The 20,188-nt window shown below is 65.6% G+C and carries 23 protein-coding genes and 1 pseudogene; 11 read left to right on the top strand and 13 right to left on the bottom strand.

Translation table 11 applies throughout. The annotated features are described in order from the left end of the window. Window positions 1–154 precede the first annotated feature (154 nt). Window positions 155–934, bottom strand: a complete 780-nt coding sequence (gene purC, locus ATE59_RS11865; protein ID WP_003040316.1) for a phosphoribosylaminoimidazolesuccinocarboxamide synthase — start codon at window positions 932–934, stop codon at window positions 155–157. A gap of 339 nt (window positions 935–1,273) precedes the next feature. Here purC and ATE59_RS11860 point away from each other — a divergent pair, with 339 nt between their 5' ends. From ATE59_RS11860 to ATE59_RS11850, 3 genes are all read left to right on the top strand, one after another. After that, a complete protein-coding gene (locus tag ATE59_RS11860) occupies window positions 1,274–2,197 on the top strand; it encodes a crotonase/enoyl-CoA hydratase family protein (RefSeq protein WP_058812586.1) in 924 nt (307 codons plus the stop codon). 290 nt (window positions 2,198–2,487) lie between these two features. Then, on the top strand, window positions 2,488–2,886 hold the full coding sequence (locus tag ATE59_RS11855) for a DUF3597 domain-containing protein (protein WP_040589350.1): 399 nt from the start codon (window positions 2,488–2,490) through the stop codon (window positions 2,884–2,886). 217 nt (window positions 2,887–3,103) lie between these two features. Then, window positions 3,104–4,960 (top strand): DUF885 domain-containing protein, encoded by a 1,857-nt coding sequence (locus ATE59_RS11850; protein ID WP_058812585.1) that lies wholly within the window; start codon window positions 3,104–3,106, stop codon window positions 4,958–4,960. 70 nt (window positions 4,961–5,030) lie between these two features. Here ATE59_RS11850 and ATE59_RS11845 read toward each other — a convergent pair whose 3' ends face one another. The 3 genes from ATE59_RS11845 to ATE59_RS11835 all read right to left on the bottom strand — a co-directional run bounded on the left by ATE59_RS11845 (window position 5,031) and on the right by ATE59_RS11835 (window position 7,790). Further along, a complete protein-coding gene (locus ATE59_RS11845; protein WP_003040328.1) occupies window positions 5,031–5,387 on the bottom strand; it encodes a hypothetical protein in 357 nt (118 codons plus the stop codon). A 37-nt stretch (window positions 5,388–5,424) separates the two neighbouring features. Further along, window positions 5,425–5,877 (bottom strand): hypothetical protein, encoded by a 453-nt coding sequence (locus ATE59_RS11840; RefSeq protein WP_058812584.1) that lies wholly within the window; start codon window positions 5,875–5,877, stop codon window positions 5,425–5,427. A 311-nt stretch (window positions 5,878–6,188) separates the two neighbouring features. Continuing rightward, on the bottom strand, window positions 6,189–7,790 hold the full coding sequence (locus tag ATE59_RS11835; RefSeq protein WP_003040334.1) for a phosphoenolpyruvate carboxykinase: 1,602 nt from the start codon (window positions 7,788–7,790) through the stop codon (window positions 6,189–6,191). Between the two features lie 246 nt (window positions 7,791–8,036). Here ATE59_RS11835 and ATE59_RS11830 point away from each other — a divergent pair, with 246 nt between their 5' ends. The 8 genes from ATE59_RS11830 (at window position 8,037) to ATE59_RS11795 (ending at window position 14,231) form a co-directional block, all read left to right on the top strand. Beyond that, window positions 8,037–8,747 carry a response regulator transcription factor gene (locus tag ATE59_RS11830; RefSeq protein WP_003040337.1) on the top strand — a complete coding sequence of 237 codons (711 nt, stop codon included), beginning with the start codon at window positions 8,037–8,039 and terminating at the stop codon, window positions 8,745–8,747. Further along, entirely contained in the window at window positions 8,737–10,329 is a 1,593-nt protein-coding gene (locus ATE59_RS11825) for a sensor histidine kinase (protein ID WP_371830024.1), read from the top strand. Before ATE59_RS11830 ends, ATE59_RS11825 begins: the two co-directional genes overlap by 11 nt. Before the next feature lie 59 nt (window positions 10,330–10,388). Further along, on the top strand, window positions 10,389–10,835 hold the full coding sequence (locus tag ATE59_RS11820) for an HPr kinase/phosphorylase (protein ID WP_003040343.1): 447 nt from the start codon (window positions 10,389–10,391) through the stop codon (window positions 10,833–10,835). Continuing rightward, window positions 10,832–11,770, top strand: coding sequence for an RNase adapter RapZ (gene rapZ, locus ATE59_RS11815; protein WP_003040345.1), 939 nt, complete (start codon window positions 10,832–10,834; stop codon window positions 11,768–11,770). Before ATE59_RS11820 ends, rapZ begins: the two co-directional genes overlap by 4 nt. A gap of 38 nt (window positions 11,771–11,808) precedes the next feature. Beyond that, window positions 11,809–12,213, top strand: coding sequence for a PTS sugar transporter subunit IIA (locus ATE59_RS11810; protein ID WP_040589359.1), 405 nt, complete (start codon window positions 11,809–11,811; stop codon window positions 12,211–12,213). Then, window positions 12,210–12,488 carry an HPr family phosphocarrier protein gene (locus ATE59_RS11805; protein WP_003040349.1) on the top strand — a complete coding sequence of 93 codons (279 nt, stop codon included), beginning with the start codon at window positions 12,210–12,212 and terminating at the stop codon, window positions 12,486–12,488. Before ATE59_RS11810 ends, ATE59_RS11805 begins: the two co-directional genes overlap by 4 nt. Window positions 12,489–12,635: 147 nt before the next feature. Beyond that, window positions 12,636–13,448, top strand: coding sequence for a TrmH family RNA methyltransferase (locus ATE59_RS11800; RefSeq protein WP_440514121.1), 813 nt, complete (start codon window positions 12,636–12,638; stop codon window positions 13,446–13,448). Window positions 13,449–13,520: 72 nt separating this feature from the next. Then, window positions 13,521–14,231 (top strand): META domain-containing protein, encoded by a 711-nt coding sequence (locus ATE59_RS11795; protein ID WP_058812582.1) that lies wholly within the window; start codon window positions 13,521–13,523, stop codon window positions 14,229–14,231. Window positions 14,232–14,268: 37 nt separating this feature from the next. On the opposite strand, the gene ATE59_RS11790 is transcribed toward ATE59_RS11795, so the two are convergent. The 9 genes and pseudogenes from ATE59_RS11790 to ATE59_RS18025 form a co-directional block, all read right to left on the bottom strand. After that, window positions 14,269–15,624 (bottom strand): DNA recombination protein RmuC, encoded by a 1,356-nt coding sequence (locus tag ATE59_RS11790; protein ID WP_058812581.1) that lies wholly within the window; start codon window positions 15,622–15,624, stop codon window positions 14,269–14,271. Between the two features lie 138 nt (window positions 15,625–15,762). After that, window positions 15,763–15,981 (bottom strand): hypothetical protein, encoded by a 219-nt coding sequence (locus ATE59_RS11785; RefSeq protein ID WP_058812580.1) that lies wholly within the window; start codon window positions 15,979–15,981, stop codon window positions 15,763–15,765. Beyond that, window positions 15,978–16,625 carry a DNA adenine methylase gene (locus ATE59_RS11780; RefSeq protein ID WP_058812579.1) on the bottom strand — a complete coding sequence of 216 codons (648 nt, stop codon included), beginning with the start codon at window positions 16,623–16,625 and terminating at the stop codon, window positions 15,978–15,980. Before ATE59_RS11780 ends, ATE59_RS11785 begins: the two co-directional genes overlap by 4 nt. 60 nt (window positions 16,626–16,685) lie before the next feature. After that, window positions 16,686–16,934: a hypothetical protein gene (locus ATE59_RS11775; protein ID WP_058812578.1), complete on the bottom strand. Its 249-nt coding sequence runs from the start codon at window positions 16,932–16,934 to the stop codon at window positions 16,686–16,688. Next, window positions 16,927–17,517: a regulatory protein GemA gene (locus tag ATE59_RS18245; protein WP_231737322.1), complete on the bottom strand. Its 591-nt coding sequence runs from the start codon at window positions 17,515–17,517 to the stop codon at window positions 16,927–16,929. The genes ATE59_RS11775 and ATE59_RS18245 overlap by 8 nt, the downstream gene beginning before the upstream one ends. Beyond that, on the bottom strand, window positions 17,514–17,837 hold the full coding sequence (locus ATE59_RS18240) for a hypothetical protein (RefSeq protein ID WP_231737320.1): 324 nt from the start codon (window positions 17,835–17,837) through the stop codon (window positions 17,514–17,516). The genes ATE59_RS18245 and ATE59_RS18240 overlap by 4 nt, the downstream gene beginning before the upstream one ends. Before the next feature lie 106 nt (window positions 17,838–17,943). Continuing rightward, a pseudogene (locus ATE59_RS18395) lies at window positions 17,944–18,138 on the bottom strand (hypothetical protein); the annotation flags it as partial. 434 nt (window positions 18,139–18,572) lie between these two features. Beyond that, window positions 18,573–20,006 carry a transposase domain-containing protein gene (locus tag ATE59_RS11765; protein WP_082657409.1) on the bottom strand — a complete coding sequence of 478 codons (1,434 nt, stop codon included), beginning with the start codon at window positions 20,004–20,006 and terminating at the stop codon, window positions 18,573–18,575. Continuing rightward, on the bottom strand, window positions 19,981–20,188 hold a 208-nt coding region (locus ATE59_RS18025), incomplete at its 5' end, for a hypothetical protein (RefSeq protein WP_197409169.1). The genes ATE59_RS18025 and ATE59_RS11765, both read right to left, overlap by 26 nt.

The raw sequence follows: 20,188 nt of genomic DNA, 5'->3' as shown, positions 1-20,188 counted from the left end.
AGCTTCAGCGACGAAACTTCGTCATGGCGAGCCCGGCAAGGCCGAGTGAAGCAATCCAGAGCGGTTTACGCGCGCTCTGGATTGCCGCGTCGACTTCGGCTTCTCGCTATGACGCCGCTGTAAACGCTCAGACGCGTGCGGGGTCGGGGCGGCCTTAGCTGCCCTTCTTCTTGCGGTGCGTTTCGAGGTCGAGCACCGCATTGTCGCCGCCTTCGGGCATCAGGCCAAGGCGCCGTGCGACCTCCTGATAGGCTTCGACTTCGCCGCCAAGGTCGCGGCGGAAGCGATCCTTGTCGAGCTTTTCATTGGTGTTCATGTCCCACAGGCGGCAACCGTCGGGGCTGATTTCGTCGGCCAGGATGATGCGGCTGTAATCGCCGTCGTAGAGCCGTCCGAATTCGAGCTTGAAGTCGACGAGGCGGATGCCGACCGCCGCGAACATGCCGCTCATGAAATCATTGATGCGGATCGCCATGTCCTGAATGTCGTGCAGTTCGTCCTGGCTGCACCAGTTGAAGCAGGCGATATGTTCTTCGGCGACCAGCGGATCGCCAAGCGCATCGTCCTTGTAGCAATATTCGATCAGCGTGCGCGGCAGCGGTGTGCCTTCCTCCAGCCCGAGGCGCTTCGACAGCGTGCCCGCCGCGACATTGCGCACGATCACCTCGATCGGCACGATCTCGACCTGACGGATCAGCTGTTCGCGCATGTTGAGGCGGCGGATGAAGTGCGTCGGCACGCCGATATTGCCCAGCAGCGTGAAGACATGCTCCGAAATCCGGTTGTTGAGCACGCCCTTGCCGTTGATCGTGCCGCGCTTTTGCGCGTTGAATGCAGTCGCATCATCCTTGAAATACTGGATCAGCGTGCCCGGTTCGGGGCCTTCGTAGAGGATCTTCGCTTTGCCTTCGTAGATCTGGCGGCGACGGGCCATGGCGGTCAACTTTCTGTCGGAACCAAATGAATGGCCCCGGCAAAGCGACTCAAATGTGAGCGCGACGCCGGGGCGGTCGGGGCGCCTATAGCGACAAAGCGAGGGCGCGTCATCCCCGGGTTGAAAGCGATCCTCCCTGTCGCGCAGCGATGGGGAGGCGGCAGCGGCGCAGCCGCTGACGGAGGGGCCTTTGCGCAACGCCGCTGCCCCGCCACCATCCTTCGGATGGCCCCTCCCCATCGCTGCGCGACAGAGAGGATCTTTCTTTACGTTTACGTAAAGTGCTTGCACTCGACGCCGTCGCTTGCAACGCTGCGGCCAAAGCCAAGGAGAGAGAAGATGAGTTTCGAACAGATTCGTCTCGACAAGCATGAGGGTATCGCGCTGCTGACCCTCTATCGCCCCGACCGCATGAATGCCTTCACCGGCGAGATGATGCAGGAAATCATTACCGCGCTCGACGAATGCGATGCCGACGACGGCGTCCGCGCGGTGATCTTCACCGGTCATGGCGAAAAGGCCTATTGCGCGGGCGCCGATCTGGGCGCGGGCGCCGCGACCTTCGATTATGACAAGCGCGCCGACAAGCAGGCGCTGCTGCCCGACGGCACCCCGGCCAGCCCGATCGGCGAAGACGGCACGATCAACTGGTCGCACCCGCTGATCCGCGATGGCGGCGGCCGCGTGTCGATGCGCATCTTCGAAGCGAAAAAGCCCGTCCTGGGTGCCATCAATGGCGCCGCGGTCGGCATCGGCGCGACGATGACGCTATCGATGGATGCCCGGCTGGCGAGCGACAACGCCCGCTACGGCTTCGTCTTCGCGCGCCGCGGGATCGTTCCCGAAGCGGCATCGAGCTGGTTCCTGCCGCGACTGGTCGGCATCCAGACCGCGCTCGACTGGTGCTATTCGGGCCGGCTGATCCCCGCCGCCGAAGCGCATGAAAAGGGGCTGGTACAGTCGGTCCATACGCAAGGCGAGCTGGTCGACGCCGCGATCGCCAAAGCGCGTGAGCTGACCGGCGACAGCGCTCCGGTATCGGTCGCGCTGACGCGGCACATGATGTGGCGGATGCTCGGCGCCCCGCACCCGATGAGCGCCCACCGCTGGGACAGCCGCGTGATCTTCGCTCGCGGCCGCAGCCCCGACGCGGCCGAAGGCGTAACCAGCTTCCTCGAAAAGCGCGCGCCCAACTTCACCGCCAGCGTCGCCAACGACTATCCGGCGTTCGGAGAGTTCGAGGACGCTCCGCCCTATAGCTGAGGCGATGGGCAATGCTGCGGGTCAGGGCCGTCCGGGCTCTGACCCCGGCGTTCCGGCGCTAGCCCCAGCACGCGTACCATCGAGATTTGATGCCGCCGACCGGCTGCAGAATGTCGGGGAGATTCATGCAAATTCTCCCACCGCGGCGCGGGATCGAACTCAGCCGATGGGGGTTGGTATAGCAGCGCGGGCACCGCGGGGGAGCGGTTCATTCTCCTGTCATCCACCCGCCGCATAAATGAGTCTGGCGCGCTTCGTCCGAAGCGCCGGACCAAAGTGGGAGCATGAACATGAGCATTTTCAGCAAGATAAAAGACGCGATCTTCGGCAAGAAGGCGGAAGCCGCCACTCCCGCTCCAGCGGCACCGGCTGCTCCTCCCGAGGTCCCCGCTGGTCCGGCCGCGGTCGCAGTGCCCACTGCCGCAATCAGCGAAGTCGATGTCGAGGCTATCCTCGCCGCAGAAGCTGCCAAGGTGACGCAGCCGCTCAACTGGCGCACCTCGATCGTCGATCTGATGAAGCTGCTCGACATCGATTCGAGCCTTGCCAATCGCAAGGAGCTGGCGCAGGAACTGGGCTATACCGGCGAACTCAACGGCAGCGCCGAAATGAATATCTGGCTGCATAAAGCGGTGATGCGCGAGCTTGCCGCAAACGGCGGCAAGGTTCCCGCCGACCTGACCGACTGATCCTTTTCTTGCTCCTCCCCGTCGCGACGCGATGGGGAGGTGGCAGCGGCAAGGCCGCTGACGGAGGGGCGATAGCGCCACGTTGCCGCCCCTCCACCATCCTTCGGATGGTCCCCCTCCCCACCGCCTTGCGGCAGGGAGGAACGGGTTCCGGTTGACCCCCGCGCCGCGGTGCCTAGACAGGTTTCAACAGAAACAAGTCGCGAGGGAGCCGTCCGTGTCCGATCCATTCCATACGCCCGTCAGCCGCCGTCAGACGATCGCCACCCTCGGTGCCGGAGTCGCGGGGCTGGCCTTGACCGCGCCGGCCCGCGCCTTCGCGCCCGCGACCAGCGGCGACGGCACGGCGGGCGCCGACGCGCTGCTGACCTCGATCGCCGACAATCTCCTCGCCCATTCGCCCGAGGGAGCGACCTCGCTCGGCATCGATACCGGCGCGCGCGCGGCGATGCGGGCGCAGCTCGGCGATCGGTCGGCGGCGGGGCAGCAGGCACTGGCGGCGACGCTGAAGGCCGACCTGGCGCGCGTCCGCGCCTTCGACACGGCGGGGCTCGACCATGCGACGCGAACCAGTCTTGCGGTCGTCGACAGCGCCTATGACGTCGCGCTCGCCGGCTTTGCGCAGCCCTATGGCGATGTTGCGGTGGGCGGTTGGCGCAACACGCCCTATGTCGTCATCCAGAATGTCGGCGCCTATCTCGACGTGCCGAAATTTCTCGACAGCGATCATCCGGTCAAGACGAGCGCCGACGCCGAGGCCTATCTTGCGCGCCTCGCCGCCTATCCTGCCGCGCTCGACGGCGAAACCGAACGGCTCAAGGCCGCCGCCGCCCAAGGCCTCATCGCCCCGGCCTTCCTGATCGACAAGGCGGTCAAGCAGATGGAGGCGAGCCTTGCCGACGCCCGCGACGGCGGCGGACTGGTCGAGAGCCTCGCGTCCCGGACGCGCGAACAGAATATTGCGGGGAACTGGGGTCCGCGCGCCGAAACGATCACGCGCGAGACGGTGGTACCGGCGCTCGAACGCCAGCTTGCCGAACTCAAGGCGCAACGGCCGAAGGCGACGATGGACGCGGGCATGTGGGCACGCCCGCACGGCGACGAATTCTATGCCTGGGCGCTGCGCGCATCGACCACGACGCGGATGACCCCCGACGAGGTTCACAAAATGGGTCTGGAGCAGCTCGAAGAGTTGCACGGGCGGATGGACCCGATCCTTCAGAAGCTCGGCTATACGCAAGGGTCCGTCGGCGACCGGATGAACGCGCTGGCGAAAGACCCGCGCTTCAAATTCCCCGACAATGACCAAGGCCGGGCCGAGATCGTCGCCTATATCCAGAGCTGGCTGAACAAGATTCGCGCCCAGTTGCCGCGCGCCTTCCGCACGATGATGAAGGGCAATGTCGAGGTGAAGCGCCTGCCGCTCGCCGAAGAACCCGGCGCGCCCGCGGCCTATGGCGGCGCCGGATCGATCGACGGATCGATCCCCGGCCGTTTCTGGATCAACCTGCGCACGACCGATCTGCACAGCAAATATTCGCTCCCCGACCTCGCGATGCACGAGGCGATCCCGGGCCATGCCTGGCAGGGCGAATATGCCAACAAGATGCCGCTGATCCGCTCGATGCTCGCCTTCAACGCCTATTCCGAGGGCTGGGCGCTCTATGCCGAGCAGCTTGCCGACGAGCTGGGGCTTTACGACGATTTCGAGGTCGGACGGCTCGGCTATCTTCAGTCGATCGCCTTTCGCGCCTGCCGCCTCGTCGTCGATACGGGGATCCACGCGAAGCGCTGGACGCGCGAGGAGGGCGTGCGCTTCTTCGTCGAACGCAACGGATCGAACCCGCTGGAGGTCGCGAGCGAAGTCGATCGTTATTGCAGCTGGGTCGGGCAGGCCTGCGGCTACAAGGTCGGCCACAGCGAAATCGTCCGCCAGCGCGGCCGCGCGCAGACCGCGCGCGGTGCCAAATATGACCTGCGCGATTTCGACGATACGGTCGTGCTGGGCGGCAATGTGCCGCTCGACGTGCTCGCGAAGAATGTCGACGAATATATCGCGGAAACGAGAGGATAGCGCCCGGAAAAAGGCAAGGCGATCCTTCGCTGACGCTATCGTCGACGGTAGGCGGACCTGACGGGTTTGCCTATTTCTTCCCGAACAGCGAGCCCGCGATGCCGCCCAGGTCGTTGAGCGGGTTGCCGTCGCCATCGCGGTCGAGCGCACCGAGAATGCCCGCGCCGCCGTCCTGCTGGACCATCTGCGCAAAGCGGCCGAGCGAGCCTTCGCCGCCGATCTGGCCGATGATCTCCTGCAACTTGTCGAGCGGCAGACCGGTGGTCGCGGCAGCGCCTTCGGCGGTGTCACCCTGCATCGGGTGATGCTTGGCGAGCGCGGCAATTGCCGATTCGACATGCTCGGGCGACAGGCCGACCTTGGCGGCAAGGTTAGCCACCGTGTCGTTTCCGGAAATCTGTCCGAGAATATTGTCCAAGATGCTCATGGCTGCGCTCCTTCGCTTCGAGTCGGAACCGACGCTATCACGGCGCAGGCAGCGGCGCGAGGTCCGGCGGGACGAACCCGCGCCGCGCCGGCACCGAAAAGAGCAGATCGCGGCTGTAGAAGCGCAGCGGCCAGTCGCGCGCGCCCACGGGCGATCGCAGCAACGCATTGACGCGGCTGGTCAGGTCCGTCTCCGCCGTTTCAGCGAGGAACAGCCGCACCCCCGCGACATAGGCGCGGGTGATGCTGTCGTGATAGCCCTGCGTGTCGTCGTTCACGCCGCCCACGCTTTCGTTGAAGCGGCGGATGATCGGCCCAATTTCGGCATCGACGTCGATGTCGGGGCGCTCGCTCAGCAGCCAGAGGCACGCCGCCAGATGCGCCTCGTGCGTCCACGCCTCGCGCGGCAGGGTGCAGGCGAGCAAGCCTGCACCGATCGCGCGAATATCGGCATCGCGCTCGAACAGGCGCGGGGTCATGTCGGTGGTCATGGGTCCGGTCCTTCCGGGTGAATGAGCACCCGGAAGTTTCCGGGTTGGGGTTAGAACCCGCCCAATACACCGCTGAGGTTTGAAGCGATTTCGTTCAGTGCAAGGAGAAGAGACGCCCGGATATAGATATATCCCAAGGCTCTTCGACGCGGCAATGGACGAAATCGGTCAAATCCCGAAGGGACGCCCAAATGGCTTCGCCCACGAGCCAAATTGCTCTTGGAAACAGAACCACTGTTCCCGGCGAGCAATTTGGCTCGTGAGCATTGCCATTTGGGCGCCTCAGCGGCGTATTGGGCGGGTTCTAACCCTTAGGCCGCGACGGCGGCCTGTGGTGCGGCGTTGCGGACGCCTTCGTCGACATGGTCCGCAAATTGCGCGAAATTGTCGATGAATTGCTGCACCAGCGTTTGCGCCGTGCGGTCATAGGCCGCCTTGTCGGCCCAGGCTTCGCGCGGATCGAGCAGGCCCGAATCGACGCCGGGCACCGCAACGGGAACCATGAAGCCGAAATTCGGATCCTTGCGGAATTCCGCATTGTTCAGGCTGCCGTCGAGCGCCGCGTTGAGCAGTGCGCGGGTCGCCTTGATCGGCATGCGGCTGATCCCCTCCATCGTCGCCATGCCGCCGGTCCAGCCGGTGTTGACGAGCCAGCATTCGACGCCGCCCTTGGCGATGCGCTCCTTGAGGAGGTTGCCGTAAACCGACGGATGGCGCGGCATGAACGGCGCGCCGAAGCAGGTCGAGAAGGTCGCCTCGGGCTCGGTCACGCCGATTTCGGTGCCCGCAACGCGCGCAGTATAGCCCGACAGGAAGTGATACATCGCCTGATCGGGGGTCAGCTTCGCGATCGGCGGCAGCACACCATAGGCATCGGCGGTGAGCATAATGATATTCTTGGGCACCGGGCCCATATTCTTTTCCGACGCATTCGGGATGAAGTCGATCGGATAGGACCCGCGGCTGTTTTCGGCGAGGCTGTTGTCGTCGAGGTCGAGTTCGCGCGTCGCGGGGTCGATCACCACATTTTCGAGCACCGTGCCAAAACGCTTCGTCGTCGCATAGATTTCGGGTTCGGCCTCCGCCGACAGGCGGATCATCTTGGCGTAGCAGCCGCCTTCGAAGTTGAAGACCGCGGTGTCCGACCAGCCATGTTCATCGTCGCCGATCAGCGTGCGCGAGGCGTCGGCCGACAGCGTCGTCTTGCCGGTGCCCGACAGGCCGAAGAAAACCGCCGTATCGCCGTCGGCGCCGATGTTCGCCGAGCAATGCATCGGCATCACGCCCTGCACCGGAAGGAGATAGTTGAGGATGCCGAACACCGACTTCTTCATCTCGCCGGCATATTGCGTGCCGCCGATCAGGATCAGCTTTTCGGAGAAGTTCACCGCGATCACCGTTTCGGTGCGCGAACCATGTTTCGCCGGGTCGGCGCGGAAGCTCGGCAGGTCGATGATCGTATATTCGGTCGCGAAGGACGCCAGTTCCTCGGCCGTCGGACGGCAGAGCAGCGTGCGAATGAACTGGCTGTGCCAGGCGAATTCGGTGATGACCTGCACCCCGACGCGATATTCGGGCTGCGAACCGCCGAACAGCTGCTGGCGATAGACGCGGTCGCGCGATGCGAGATGGGCAAAGAAATCGGCCTTGAGCGCGGCGAAATGATCGGGGGTCATCGGCACATTGGTCTTGCCCCACCAGATGGTATCTGCCGTTTCGGCATCCTGGACGATGAACTTGTCCTTGGCGCTGCGCCCGGTGTGCTTGCCGGTGGCGACGACGAGCGGGCCGTCCTTCGCGAGCAGGCCTTCGCCATTGCGCACGGCATCCTCGACGAGCTGCGCGGTGCCCCAGTTTTCGGCCACATCCGCTTTGGTTTCGACGGTGTCGGTGCCGATCACAACCTTGGTCATTTGCTTCGCCTTTCCTCTGCGCCGCGCGCACCTTTGCATAGGTATGCAGGACATGCCATGCGAAAGCGATGGGCCCGCATGAACATGGGGTGCCGACGTCACGCCGATTCCGAAATCCCGGCCGCGTTAGCGATAGCCGAGGCCGAGGTCAAAAGATTAAAAGGTGAATCGCGGTCCGGCTGTGCGCAGTTGTCGCTGGGCGGCAGATCGGCTAGTCCGGCGCCGGGTCCGCCCAATGGAAAGAGCATGACGGCAACCATCGCGCTGGTCGACGACGACCGCAACATCCTGCAATCCCTGTCGATCGCGCTTCAGGCCGAAGGCTTTGTCACGCGCGTCTATTCGGACGGCGAAGCCGCGCTGAAGCCGCTCATCGACAATCCGCCCGATCTGGCCGTCTTCGACGTCAAGATGCCGCGCATGGACGGGCTCGAGCTGCTGCGCCGCCTGCGCGAGAAAAGCCAGCTTCCGGTGATCTTCCTCACCAGCAAGGACGACGAGATCGACGAGGCGCTGGGACTCGCGATGGGTGCCGACGACTATATCTCCAAACCCTTTTCGCAGCGGCTGCTGATCGCCCGCATCCGCGCGATCCTGCGCCGCGTCGACCTCAACCGCAATGCCGCGGCCGCCGACGACGAGCCTGCGGCCGAACCGATCGTGCGGGGCCGGCTCGCGATGGACCCGGCGCGGCACAAGGTGAGCTGGGGCGGCAGGGATGTGACGCTGACCGTCACCGAATTCCTGATTCTGGAGACGCTTGCCAGCCGCCCGGGCATCGTGCGCAGCCGCAACCAGCTTCTCGACGCGGCCTATCAGGACGATGTCTATATCGACGATCGCACCATCGACAGCCACATCAAGCGCCTGCGCCGCAAGTTCCGCGAGGTCGATTCGGACTTCGACGCGATCGAGACGCTCTATGGTGCGGGGTATCGTTTCTCCGATGATGGCTGACGCGTCGATTGCCGAACAGGAAGAGGCGCCGCTCGTCTGGTCGGCGCGCTGGTCGCTGACGACGCGCATCCTGGCCGTCAACATCCTGGCGATCGCGCTGCTGGCGGGCGGATTCTTCTATCTCGATACCTATCGCACCCGCCTCGTCGATACGCGCATTTCCGAAATGCAGGACCAGCTCGGCCTGCTCGACAGCGCGCTCGAGGCGGCGCGCCCCGACCAGCGTGCGCGGCTGATCGGCGAATTCACGCGCGCGACCGAATCGCGGCTGCGCTTCTATGCTGCCGATGGCCGCAAGCTGTCCGACAGTTTCGATCATGGGCCGCCGACCTATACGCTTCGCGATCCCGATTTGCAGGCGTGGCAGCGCGATGCGGCGCGCGCGATGGACCGCGGCATCGACTGGATCGTCGGCGCGCCGAGCTACCCCGAATTTACCGAACCGGCCCAAGACACGCTCGCCGCCTGGCCCGAGGCCGAAGCGACATTGCGCAGCGGCGAAGCGCAAGCGCGATTCCGCTATGCCCCCGAACGCACCCCGCTGCTCAGCGCCACCCGCGTCGTCGATCTGGAGACACCCGAGGTGATGCTGATGACGCTCAACGCGCGCGACATCACGCGCACGGTGCGCGCCGAGCGCTTCCGCCTCGCGATCGTCATCGCGATGGTCGTGATCGCATCGGTCCTGCTGTCGCTGTTTCTGGCGCGCACGATCGTTCGCCCTCTGCGCCGACTGGCACGCGCCGCCGTTCGCGTCCGGCTGGGCCGCGCGCGCGAGGTGGTCGTCCCCCGCCTGCCGAGCCGCCGCGACGAGATCGGCACGCTGGCACGCGCGCTGAGCGACATGACGCAGGCGCTGCGCGAGCGCATCGACGCGGGCGAACATTTCGCCGCCGATGTGACCCACGAGCTTAAAAATCCCATCGCATCGGTGCGATCGGCGATCGAAGGGCTGGGGCGCGTCACGTCCGACGCGCAGCGCACCCAGTTGCTCGCTATCGCCGACGAGGATGTCCGCCGGCTCGACCGCCTCGTCACCGACATCAGCGACGCAAGCCGGATCGACGCGCAATTGTCGCGCGCGTCTTTTGAACCCGTCGATGTCGGGCTGATGATCGAATCGATGCTCGCCGCGCGCTGCGCCCGCAACAGCCAGAACGAAGATCGACCGCGCATCGCCTTTGCGCGGCCGCGCAAGGGGACGACTGCGGTGATGGGCGACGGCCATCGGATCGAGCGGGCGATCGACAATGTCATCGACAATGCGATCAGCTTCTCGCCCGCAGGCGGCCTCGTCTGCATCGCCGCCACGCGGCTGGGCGACGAGGTTCACGTGCGGGTCGACGACGACGGGCCGGGGATCGAACCGTCGCAACGCGAAGCAATTTTTCGCCGTTTCCATAGCGAACGGCCGTCGGGGGAAGCGTTCGGCAAGCATAGCGGGCTGGGCCTCGCCATCGCGCGAACGATCATCGAGGGGCATGGCGGCACCATCTCGGCGCGCGACCGCGACGACGGCCGGCCCGGCGCCAGCCTGCTGATCACCCTGCCCGCGCGCGAAGGCTCCGATCCCACAGGCTGAACTTGCCGCGGGCGCCTATCGCCTTGCAGCCCCGCTTCGTCGCCGGTAAGCCTGCACCCATGTTCCCGAGCAGGACCAGGGCCGAGATCCACAATATCCATGCGAGCTGCGTGGCAGCGGGCAATGGCGGCGTCCTGATTCTCGGCAATTCGGGTCAAGGCAAGTCGGATCTTGCGCTCCGCCTGCTCGACCGGGGCGCGCGGCTCGTCGCCGACGACCGCTGCGACATATGGTACGAGCGCGGACGCCTGTGGTGCCGCCCGCCCGAAAATCTGGCCGGAAAGCTGGAAGTGCGCGGCATCGGCATCATCGAGCGACCGTGGACCGCTCCGGTGCCGCTGGCTCTCGCGGTCCGGCTTACCGACCATTATGATCGCATGCCCGCGGTGAATCAGGTCGAAATGGTTGTCGGCCATCCCCTGCCCGCACTGCTGCTTTCGGCCTTCGAAGTATCGGCCCCGATCAAGATATTGCTCGCGCTCGAACGGCTGGCGCCAGCCGCATGAGCGATCCCGCCGCACCGCGTCTCCTGCTCGTCACCGGCCTTTCGGGCGCCGGCAAGTCGACCGTGCTCAAGGTGCTGGAAGATCTGGGTTGGGAGGTTGTCGACAATCTGCCGCTCGCGCTGCTCGACGCGCTGATTGACGCGCCGGTGCAGCGCAGCGCGGCGAACCGGCCGATCGCGGTCGGCATCGACAGTCGCAGCCGTGGTTTCAAGCCGGCGCTGCTCGTCAAACGCATGAAGGAACTGCGCGAAGCGGGCGGGCGCGACATGCAGACGCTGTTCCTCGATTGCGCGGGCGCTGAACTCGAACGGCGCTTTTCGGAGACGCGCCGCCGCCACCCGATGGCGGAGGACCGCCCCGCCGCCGACGGCATCGCGCGCGAACGCGAGATGATGGAGCCGCTCCGCCGCTGGGCGGAGCATGTCATCGACACGACCAACTATACGAGCAACGATCTGCAGCAAGAGGTGCGCCAGCGCTTCGGCGGCGGCGGCGACGATGCGCCGGTGCTCAACATATTGAGCTTCGGCTTCGCGCGCGGGTTGCCTCGCCACGCCGATCTGGTGTTCGACATGCGCTATCTGCGCAATCCGCACTGGGACGCGGCGCTGCGCCCGCACACCGGGCTCGACCCCGACGTCGCCGCCTATATCCGCACCGATCCCGCTTATGAAGCGACGGTGGCGCAGATCGAAACCCTGCTCCTCACCCTGCTGCCGCGCTACCGCGCCGAAGGGAAAAGCTATGTCACCATCGCCTTCGGCTGCACCGGCGGGCGCCACCGTTCGGTCCATGTCGCCGATCGTGTTGCCCGAACGCTACGCGCCGCGGGCCACGAGCCCACGGTGACCCACCGCAACCTTGACTCGGCCCCGCAAGATGGGCTTGAGGGCAAGCCCCCGCCCGCATCTCCCGCACCCGGCGGACAAACATAAGGGTCTCGCTTTTCATGCCCACCGATAAAGCCCTGCCGCTGCTCGGAATGGTTCTCGTCACACACGGCCGCCTCGCCGAGGAAATGGTGACGGCGATGGAACATGTGGTGGGACCGCAGCGCGCGGTGGCGACGGTGTGCATCGGCCCCAATGACAATATGGAAGTGCGCCGCGGCGAAATTGCCGAAGCGATCCAGCGCGTCGACGAAGGGCGCGGGGTCGTCATACTGACCGACCTGTTCGGCGGCACCCCGTCGAACCTTGCCATCAGCCTGCTGGAAAGCGGGCGAACCGAAGTCATTGCCGGCGTCAACCTGCCGATGCTCATCCGGCTGGAAAGCGCGCGCAAGACGATGGACCTGCGTGCCGCGGTGATCGCGGCCAAGGAAGCAGGCCAGAAATATATTTCCGTCGCATCGGAAATGTTGGGGGTGGGGCCATGAACCAGATCAGCGAAACGGTAGAAATCACCAACCAGCGCGGTCTGCACGCCCGCGCCAGCGCCAAGTTCGTTACCTTCGTCAGCCGCCTGCCCGAAACCGTGTCGGTCGAGGTCGAAAAGGGTGGGTCGCGCGTATCGGGATCGTCGATCATGGGATTGATGATGCTGGGCGCGGCGAAGGGTGACAGCATCACCATCCACACCAGCGGCGACGGCGCCGAAGCCGCGATGCTCAAGCTCGTCGGGCTGGTCAAGGACAGCTTCGGCGAGGACTAGATACGCTCCTCCCTTCTGCCGCATCCCCGAGCGAAGACGAGGGGGCATGGCGAGCGAAGTCGAGGCAAGGACATTGCGGGTTCTCGCTTCGCTCGAAGGGGCCCCTCGTCTTCGCTCAGGGAGACGGAATCCCAAGGAACACCAGAGTTGACCCATCGCCGTTCCCGAATCGAAAGCCTGTCGAACCCGCTCGTCAAGCGGATGCGGCTGTTGCGCGAAAAGCGGCATCGCCGGGCCGAAGGGCTGTTCCTGGCCGAAGGGCTGCGTATCGCGACCGAAGCGCGCGAGGCGGGCATATTGCCGCGCTGGCTGTTTCTGGCCGACGAGGGCGCCGCGCATCCGCTCGCGCGGACGCTGATCGACGCGACGCTGGCGAGCGGCGGCGAGGTGATCGACACGACGCCGGCGATCCTCTCCAAATTGTCGGGCAAGGACAATCCGCAGACCGTCGTCGGCATCTATGCCGAGCCGCGGACTGCGCTATCCGACCTCGATCGCGACGCGGCGCCGATCTGGCTGGTTGCCGAACGGCTGCGCGATCCTGGCAATCTGGGCACCATGCTGCGTACCGGCGACGCGGTCGGTGCCGGCGGGTTGATCCTGCTCGGCGAATCGACCGATCCCTATGGCGTCGAGGCGGTGCGCGCGAGCATGGGGGCGATCTTCACCCAGCGGCTGGTGCAGGCCGAATGGGACGAGTTTCTGCCCTGGCTGCGCAGCGGGCGCGGCGAACTGGTCGCAACCTGGCTCGGCGACGACACCAAGGATTATCAGGCGGTGCGTTATGCCGCCCCCACCTTCATCCTGATCGGCAATGAATCGCAGGGCCTGCCGCAAGCCTATGCCGAAGCCGCCGACGTGCGCGTAAAAATGCCGATGATGGGCAAGGCCGACAGCCTGAACGCGGCCGTTGCGGCCGCGGTCATGGCCTATGAAGTGCTGAACCAGCAGCGAAGCTGAACGCTGGCCATGCAACCTGTTCAGCGGCCGGCCATTGGACCCGATGTACCCGCCGCTGCGAAAGGATCTGTCATGAAAATGCTGCTTGTCCCCGCCCTAACCGCCGCAGCGACGCTTGCCGGCTGCGCTGCCACCGGCACCGGACCCGCGACGCCCGCTCCGCCGACCGAGGCCTATATGGCGCTGGGTACCGAGCCGGGCTGGACGCTGGAAATCACGCCCGCGCGCCTCGCCTATAATGGCGATTATGGCGCGACGCGGATCGCGGTCGCCAACCCCGGCGCGCGGCCGAGTTTCAACGGCGAGCGCTATGTGACCGACCGGCTGAACGTCGATGTGACGCACAGCGCGTGCAGCGACGGGATGAGCGACCGCCGGTATCGCGACACGGTGACCGTCACCGCCGACGGCAAGACGGTTAAGGGCTGCGGCGGTGCGATCTTGCCGGCCGCCGATCTTACCGGCACCCGCTGGACCTTCGTGTCGATTGGCGGCACGCCGGTCGCCGCCGATCGCCCCACCGACCTCGCCTTCGAGGGAGAACGGATGAGCGGCAGCGCGGGCTGCAACCGCTTCGGAGGCAGCTATGCCGTCGAGGACGGCGTGCTGACCGCAGGACAGCTTGCGGCGACGCTGATGGCCTGCCCCGGCGCCGGCATGGCGCAGGAACGCGCCTTCTTCGACCTGATGAAGACGCCGGTGCGGCTGAGCTTCCCGTCCGACGGCACGATGGTGCTGATCGGTGAAAGCGGCCAGACGGCGGTGCTGAAGCGCGTGATCTGACGCGCCATATCGCCTCCGCCCGAGCGGGGGCGATAGGTCATTCGCTCGCGTCGTTCACCGCAGCCGGTGCCGCCGCAAGCTTCGCCAGCGGCCGCGCCGCCTGTTCGGCGACGGGCAGCACGGGAATTTCCTTGCCGCCTGTTTCTACGTCGAGCGCCTCGAAACGCTTCGCCTGCGTCAGCACCTGGCTTTCGAAGCTACCCACAAAGGCGTTGTAAGCGCCGGTCGCCTGATCGAGATTCTTGCCAACGCGCGCGATATGCCCGCCCATCGTCGCCATGCGCGCATAAAGCTCCTTGCCGAGCGCGGCGATCTCGCGCGCCTGCCCCGCCAGCTTTTCCTGCCGCCAGACCGCCGCGACGGTGCGCGCGATCGCGATCAGGTTGGTCGGCGTGGCGAGCAGCACCTTGCGGTCGAAGGCATAATCCCAAAGCTCGGCATCATGATCGAGCGCGGCGGCGAGGAAATGTTCGCCGGGGACGAACATCACGACATAGTCGGGCGTGTCGTCGAACTGGTTCCAATAGGCCTTGGCGCTCAGCGTGTTGACGTGCGCCTTCATCGCCGCGGCATGCGCGGCGAGATGCGCGGTCTTTTCGGCTTCGTCGACCGCGCCGAACGCGTCCTGATAGGCGTTGAGCGACACTTTGGCGTCGATGACCAGGCTTTGCCCGCCGGGCACCTTGACCACGACGTCGGGACGCAGCCGCCCGCCTTCGCCATCCGTGACGCTTACTTCGGTCTGGAAATCGGCATGTTCGGACAGGCCGCAGCTTTCGAGCACATTGCGCAGCTGTTGCTCGCCCCAGCGGCCGCGCGCCTTGGGCGCGTTGCGCAACGCGTTGACCAGCTTCGCCGCCTCGCTCGACACCCGCTCGGTGCCTTCGCGCATCGCGGCGATCTGACCGTGCAGCAGCCCGAAGGCGTCGCGGCGTTCGGCCTCGACCTTCTTGACCTCGCTCTCATATCTCTCCAGCCGCTCGTGAACCGGCTGGAGCAGCGCCTTCAGATTCTGCCCCGCGCTTTCCTCGCTCTGGCGGAACCGCTGATCGGCGCGTTCGAGGAAGTTTTTCTGCGCCTCGCCCAGCATCGCCTGCCCGACCTCGCGGAATTGCGCGGTGAGCGCCGCCTGTGCCTCCTTGAGCTGCGCGACCTGCGCGTCGTGTGCCGCGTCGCGCGCCTTTTGTTCGGCGAGCAGCGACGCGAGCTGGATATCGGCGGCCTTGCGTGCCTCCGCTTCGGCGGCGAGATCGGTGACGGCGATCCTGAATCGTTCGGCGAGCCCGTCGCGTTCGGCCTTGAGCCCGCCCGCCTGCCGTCCGGCGAACAGCCAGCCGATCACGGCACCGACGACAAGGGCGGCAACGACGGCGAGGATCAGGGGCAAGGTCATCGGCGGAACATAGGACGAACGCAGCGCGCTTGGCTAGCCGCTAATTTAGCACCCCGATCCGCCGGAGGCTCCTGAAGCGCGACAAAAGCTTTTTGAGTGTCTGACAAGACAAGTTGTAGCACTCGAAAGCGCCTTGCCTCAGTCGATGACCTTCAACCCGACGACGCGCGCGGGGTCCACATAGGCCACCTCTTCATCCGCAACGATGATGGCGACATCGCCTTCAACGGCGATCATAGACACACCTCCGATTCCTTTCGGAAAGCCATCGACGAACACGACGCATCTGGTGCCAGCGCCCTTCTCGCCCGCGATCTTCTCGTTCAGCGTATTGATGAAAGCGACGTCGTTGGTCATTCCGATTCTCCTCTGCCGCCCGAGATAATCAGTTCCCGTGCGGCCGTCACCTGCCCGCTGACACGATAAGTGACGCCGACCTCCTCGATCGCGCATTCGGCGAACAGGTCGCGGATGTCGGGATGGTCGTTGATCGACAAAATGAAGCGCCCTTTCGCGCCCTCTAAGAGGTCTCTCAGACGGGCAAAATCAGCACGTGAGAACACGCCCTGGCCGTAGTCATCCTCGCACCCATGATAGGGCGGATCGCAATAGAAAAGCGCTCCTGGGCGATCGTAGCGCGCGATGAGCTTCTCAAAGGGAAGCCGCTCGATATGAACTGGCGCTAGGCGCTCGTGGACCGCTTCCAGCATCGGCACCAGCTTTGTCAGGTCGAACCGTGCCGGGCCGGTCCGCGTCACGCCGAAATTGCGCCCCTCGACCTTCCCGCCGAACGCGAGGCGCTGAAGATATCCGCCCGCGAGAGCGCGAGCGCGCGAGCTGGGCGAGCCATCGGGCAAGATCGTGGTCACCGTGCTGTTGCGGACGACGAAGGTCAGATCATCCACAACGATCAGATACTCGCTCGCCCCCAGTTCGGCCGCGGCGTGGCCGGCACGATCGAGCGCCGACTCGAGTGTCGCGCGAAGCTGCTCGACTTGCACCCCCGATCGCTCAAGAAAGCGGAGGACGGCCGTATCGGAAAGGCGGGGAGCGCTCATCTATCAGTCTCTCATCATCCAGGGTGCGTTTTCAGGGATCGGGCGCGGCGGCTGATCGGCACCGATCGCGGCGAGCGGAGCGGCGGCGCTGCGGCCGCATTGCCGGACAGCTGCGAGCCTTTCCCGCGCCATCCGGCTGCGCTCGGCCGCGATGGCCTTCTCGGCGTCGCGGAGCGTCAGATTATGCTCACGGGCATATTCGAACGCCTCACGGTGGCGGCGCAGCTCGTCGGCGCGGGAACGCTCAGCCATTCTTCGCGCCCCTGATCTTCGCGCCCAGCGCCCCGATGATCTTGTCGAGCTGCGCGTCGGAGACTTCCGCGCTGTCGCGATAATGTTCGCCCAGGCCGAGCAGGCGATGCTGCGCGGCGATCACCGCAACCTTCATCTCCCGGCCAGTCGCGACCGTCGACTTGGGCCATATGACGCCGGCTTCGCGCGCGATCCAAAGCTTCAGCCCGTCGATCGCCTTGGCGGCATCGCGCGGATCGCGGAGCCACTGGACGTGCGCGATGCCCGTCTGCCGCTCGACGAAGTGGATCAGTGCCTGATCGTCGCGGCTATGAACGATCCCGAGGTTCCAGCCCGACAGCCAGAGCGCGAGCAGCTTGGGCGCGAACGGCCCTTTGACCTTGCGGCTCGTGCCCGTGGGCGACGACGGAACAAAGCCGAGCTTCTTCATCTCGCCAATGACCAACTGGAGCTGCCCGTCGGTCATCGCGCGCAGCGATGTCGCGGCGCCGCGCGTCGCGCGGCCGAGGACGGCGCGATAGTCGTCGTCATCCATCCCCAGCTCGCGCTTGGCGACATGGATCATCTTGATGGCGGCGCTCATGATGCCACCCCGCAATGGCCGGGATGGTGCAGGCGGATCGCCGCGAGCAGCGCTGCGCTGCCCTGACGGGCATCTTCTTTCCAGGGTTCCAGGGCGGTGACGGAGAAGCGGTTGGTAATCGCCAGGATCGTCGCCTTCTTCAGCCCGGTGATGAACTCGATATTCTTGATGCCGGCTCCGGCATCGAAAAGGCTCAGTACCTCGCGCTCTGTGGCGTGAAGGCCGTCCTTTCCGATCTGCCGTTCGCAGCGGACCCGTTCCGGTCGTGCATCCATCACATGATCCTCCGGGAAGCGACGATCGCCAGCGGCAAGCCGCATCCGCAGCACTCGGCCGTGATGCGGCCGACGGCGAACGCCTCGTGGCATGCAGTTCTTCGTTGCCGAGCAGGCAGATGCCGAGGCCGGCGATATCGTGCCAGGCGCGAAGCTCCTCATGCGCCTCGAACTCCAGATAATTGGCCTCGTCGACGATCAGAAGCGTCCGGCGCCCCTTGACCATATCGACGACCTGCGCCGACATCTGCCGCGCCCAGCTCGTGCCCGACTTTCCGCCCAAGGCGCGGATGACCTCGCCCATCATCGCCGTGACGCTCTTCGTCGTCGGCTTCATCGTCACCATGTAGGCGTTGGCGACGCAGGCGATATATTGCTCGGCTTCCTTCGTCTTTCCGGTGCCGGGGCCGGTCGCGGCATAGGTGATTTCGCCGCTATGCGCGGTCGTCATCAGGCCGCGCAGACGCCGACCGGTGGCGGTTTCGATGTAGGACGGGGCGTCGGTCAATCCGGCGCTCTGCCGATCGGCGGCGCGCTCGGCCTGGCTGTCGAGCATCTGGCGATAGCGGAAGACCTTGCGGGCGACATTCTCGCCCTTGCCGGCATAGGTGTTGTTCACCCAGTTCGAGAGCGTGCCCGACGGGATGCCGCTTTCGGCTTCGATCGCCTTCCAGGACATACCCGTCGTGGTGCGGCGCTCGGACAGCCACGCCTTGATCTCGGCTTCATCGACGGGAAAATCGTCGGGATTGTTCACTTCTCTCTCCTTTGGACGGGCGGTTAATCGACAGCACGCAGGTGCCGCTCGGCCGCGCGCGCAAGGCGGTCGATGGTGGCTTCACCTGCGGGGGTTCTCAGCGGCTGCTCAGCGGCTTGTGAGAGGGGCTTCAGCGCGGCGGCGGTGTTGCCGCGATGACGGACGGGACGGACCACGGTCGGCGTCGGCGCGGCATCACCTTCGTCATATTCCGGCATGCGCGCGACAAGCTCGTCCGCGCTGAGCAGGTCGAGCGCATCGGTCGCCGCCTTGGTCTTCTTCTTCCAATCGCGTTCGAGGCGCTGGCGCTTCTTGGCTGCCGCCATATCGAGGAAGCCGGTGGCCTCCCACAGCGGCGCGGTGACGAGGAAACGGCCCTGACGGTCATAGACGTGGATCGGCGCGTGGAGCTGCTCGGGGTCGAAGCGCACGGTCACCGGCTGCCCCGCCAGCTCGGCCAGCTCCGCGGACCAATAGCGATTCCCCGCCAGATTGATCGCGCCAGTCTTGCGGTCGGTGCGAACCTGATCGGCCGCGAACAGCGCCATGCGCAGCTGCTCTTCGGTCGCCTTGCCGATCGGCGCCCGCACGTAGCTTTCCTCGAACACCTGATCGAAGCTCAGCCGCCCCATCGCCATTTCGCTGCGACGGCCGAGGCGCTGGTTGTGCGCTTCCATCCCGGCGTTCCACACGCGCAGGAAGGTGTCGAGGTCGATCGCCTTGCTGCCATAATTCTCGGGTTTCGCATCGGGGCGATTGCCGGTGTAGGCGCCCTCGAACGCGGGATGTTTGGCGAGCGCGTCGCACAGGTCACGGAAACCCCGCTCGATCGGCTTCGACTGGCCGCGATAGGGTTTCGCCCAGTGGATATGGATGCCGAGCGCGGTCAGGAGGCCGGTCGGGTCTTCATCGCGCACCTTGAAGCGGAAACGCGTCTTCGCGCCGCCCGTCAGCCACTTCGACGCGAAGGCGCGGCCGTTGTCGGCGAGCAAAGCCTTGGGGATGCCCCATTTCGCGAACAAGTCGGCGAATACGAGCCGCGCGGTGACCATGTCCTCGGTTTCTGCGATGCGCCAGCTCAGGAACTTGCGCGAGTAAACGTCCTGGATCGCGATCATCGTCGGGCGGATGATGCGGCCGTCGGGCCAGCGGACGAACACGTCGCAGCGGTGGCCGTCGATATTGACCAGCTCCATGGCATGCAGTTCGCGCACCGACCGGATTTGCGCGGGTAGCAGCTTGCGCAGCGCTTCCTCGCCCTCGCGGCGGAACACGACGACCTGCTCGGGCACTTCCTTCTGGAACTTGCGCCACAGCGTGCGCGAATGCGCGCGATCCGCGCGTCCATGCCCGCGAGCGCCGCGGCGTGCGTCGCGGGACGCGGCGCCTCGAACGCGAACGCAAGCTGGTCGGTGGAACGCGCCTTGACCATCAGCCTTGGGCCTCCACGGTTTCAAGCGCGGTCACCAGCAACCCCGCTGCAACCGCGAGCGGCTGGCGGTTGATGCGCCGGGCGAGCGACAGCAGCCGCTCGATCACCTCGTCAGGCAGGCCGAGCCGGTGAAACGTCTCGATGATGTAGACCCGGTCACGATGATCGAGCGCCGACAACAGCATGTCGACGCGATGCGGCGTCAGC

Source organism: Sphingopyxis sp. A083 (genome assembly GCF_001468495.1).
GTDB lineage: Bacteria > Pseudomonadota > Alphaproteobacteria > Sphingomonadales > Sphingomonadaceae > Sphingopyxis > Sphingopyxis terrae.
Note: the sequence above shows the minus strand (reverse complement) of the source record. Positions and strands in the feature narration are given on the sequence as shown.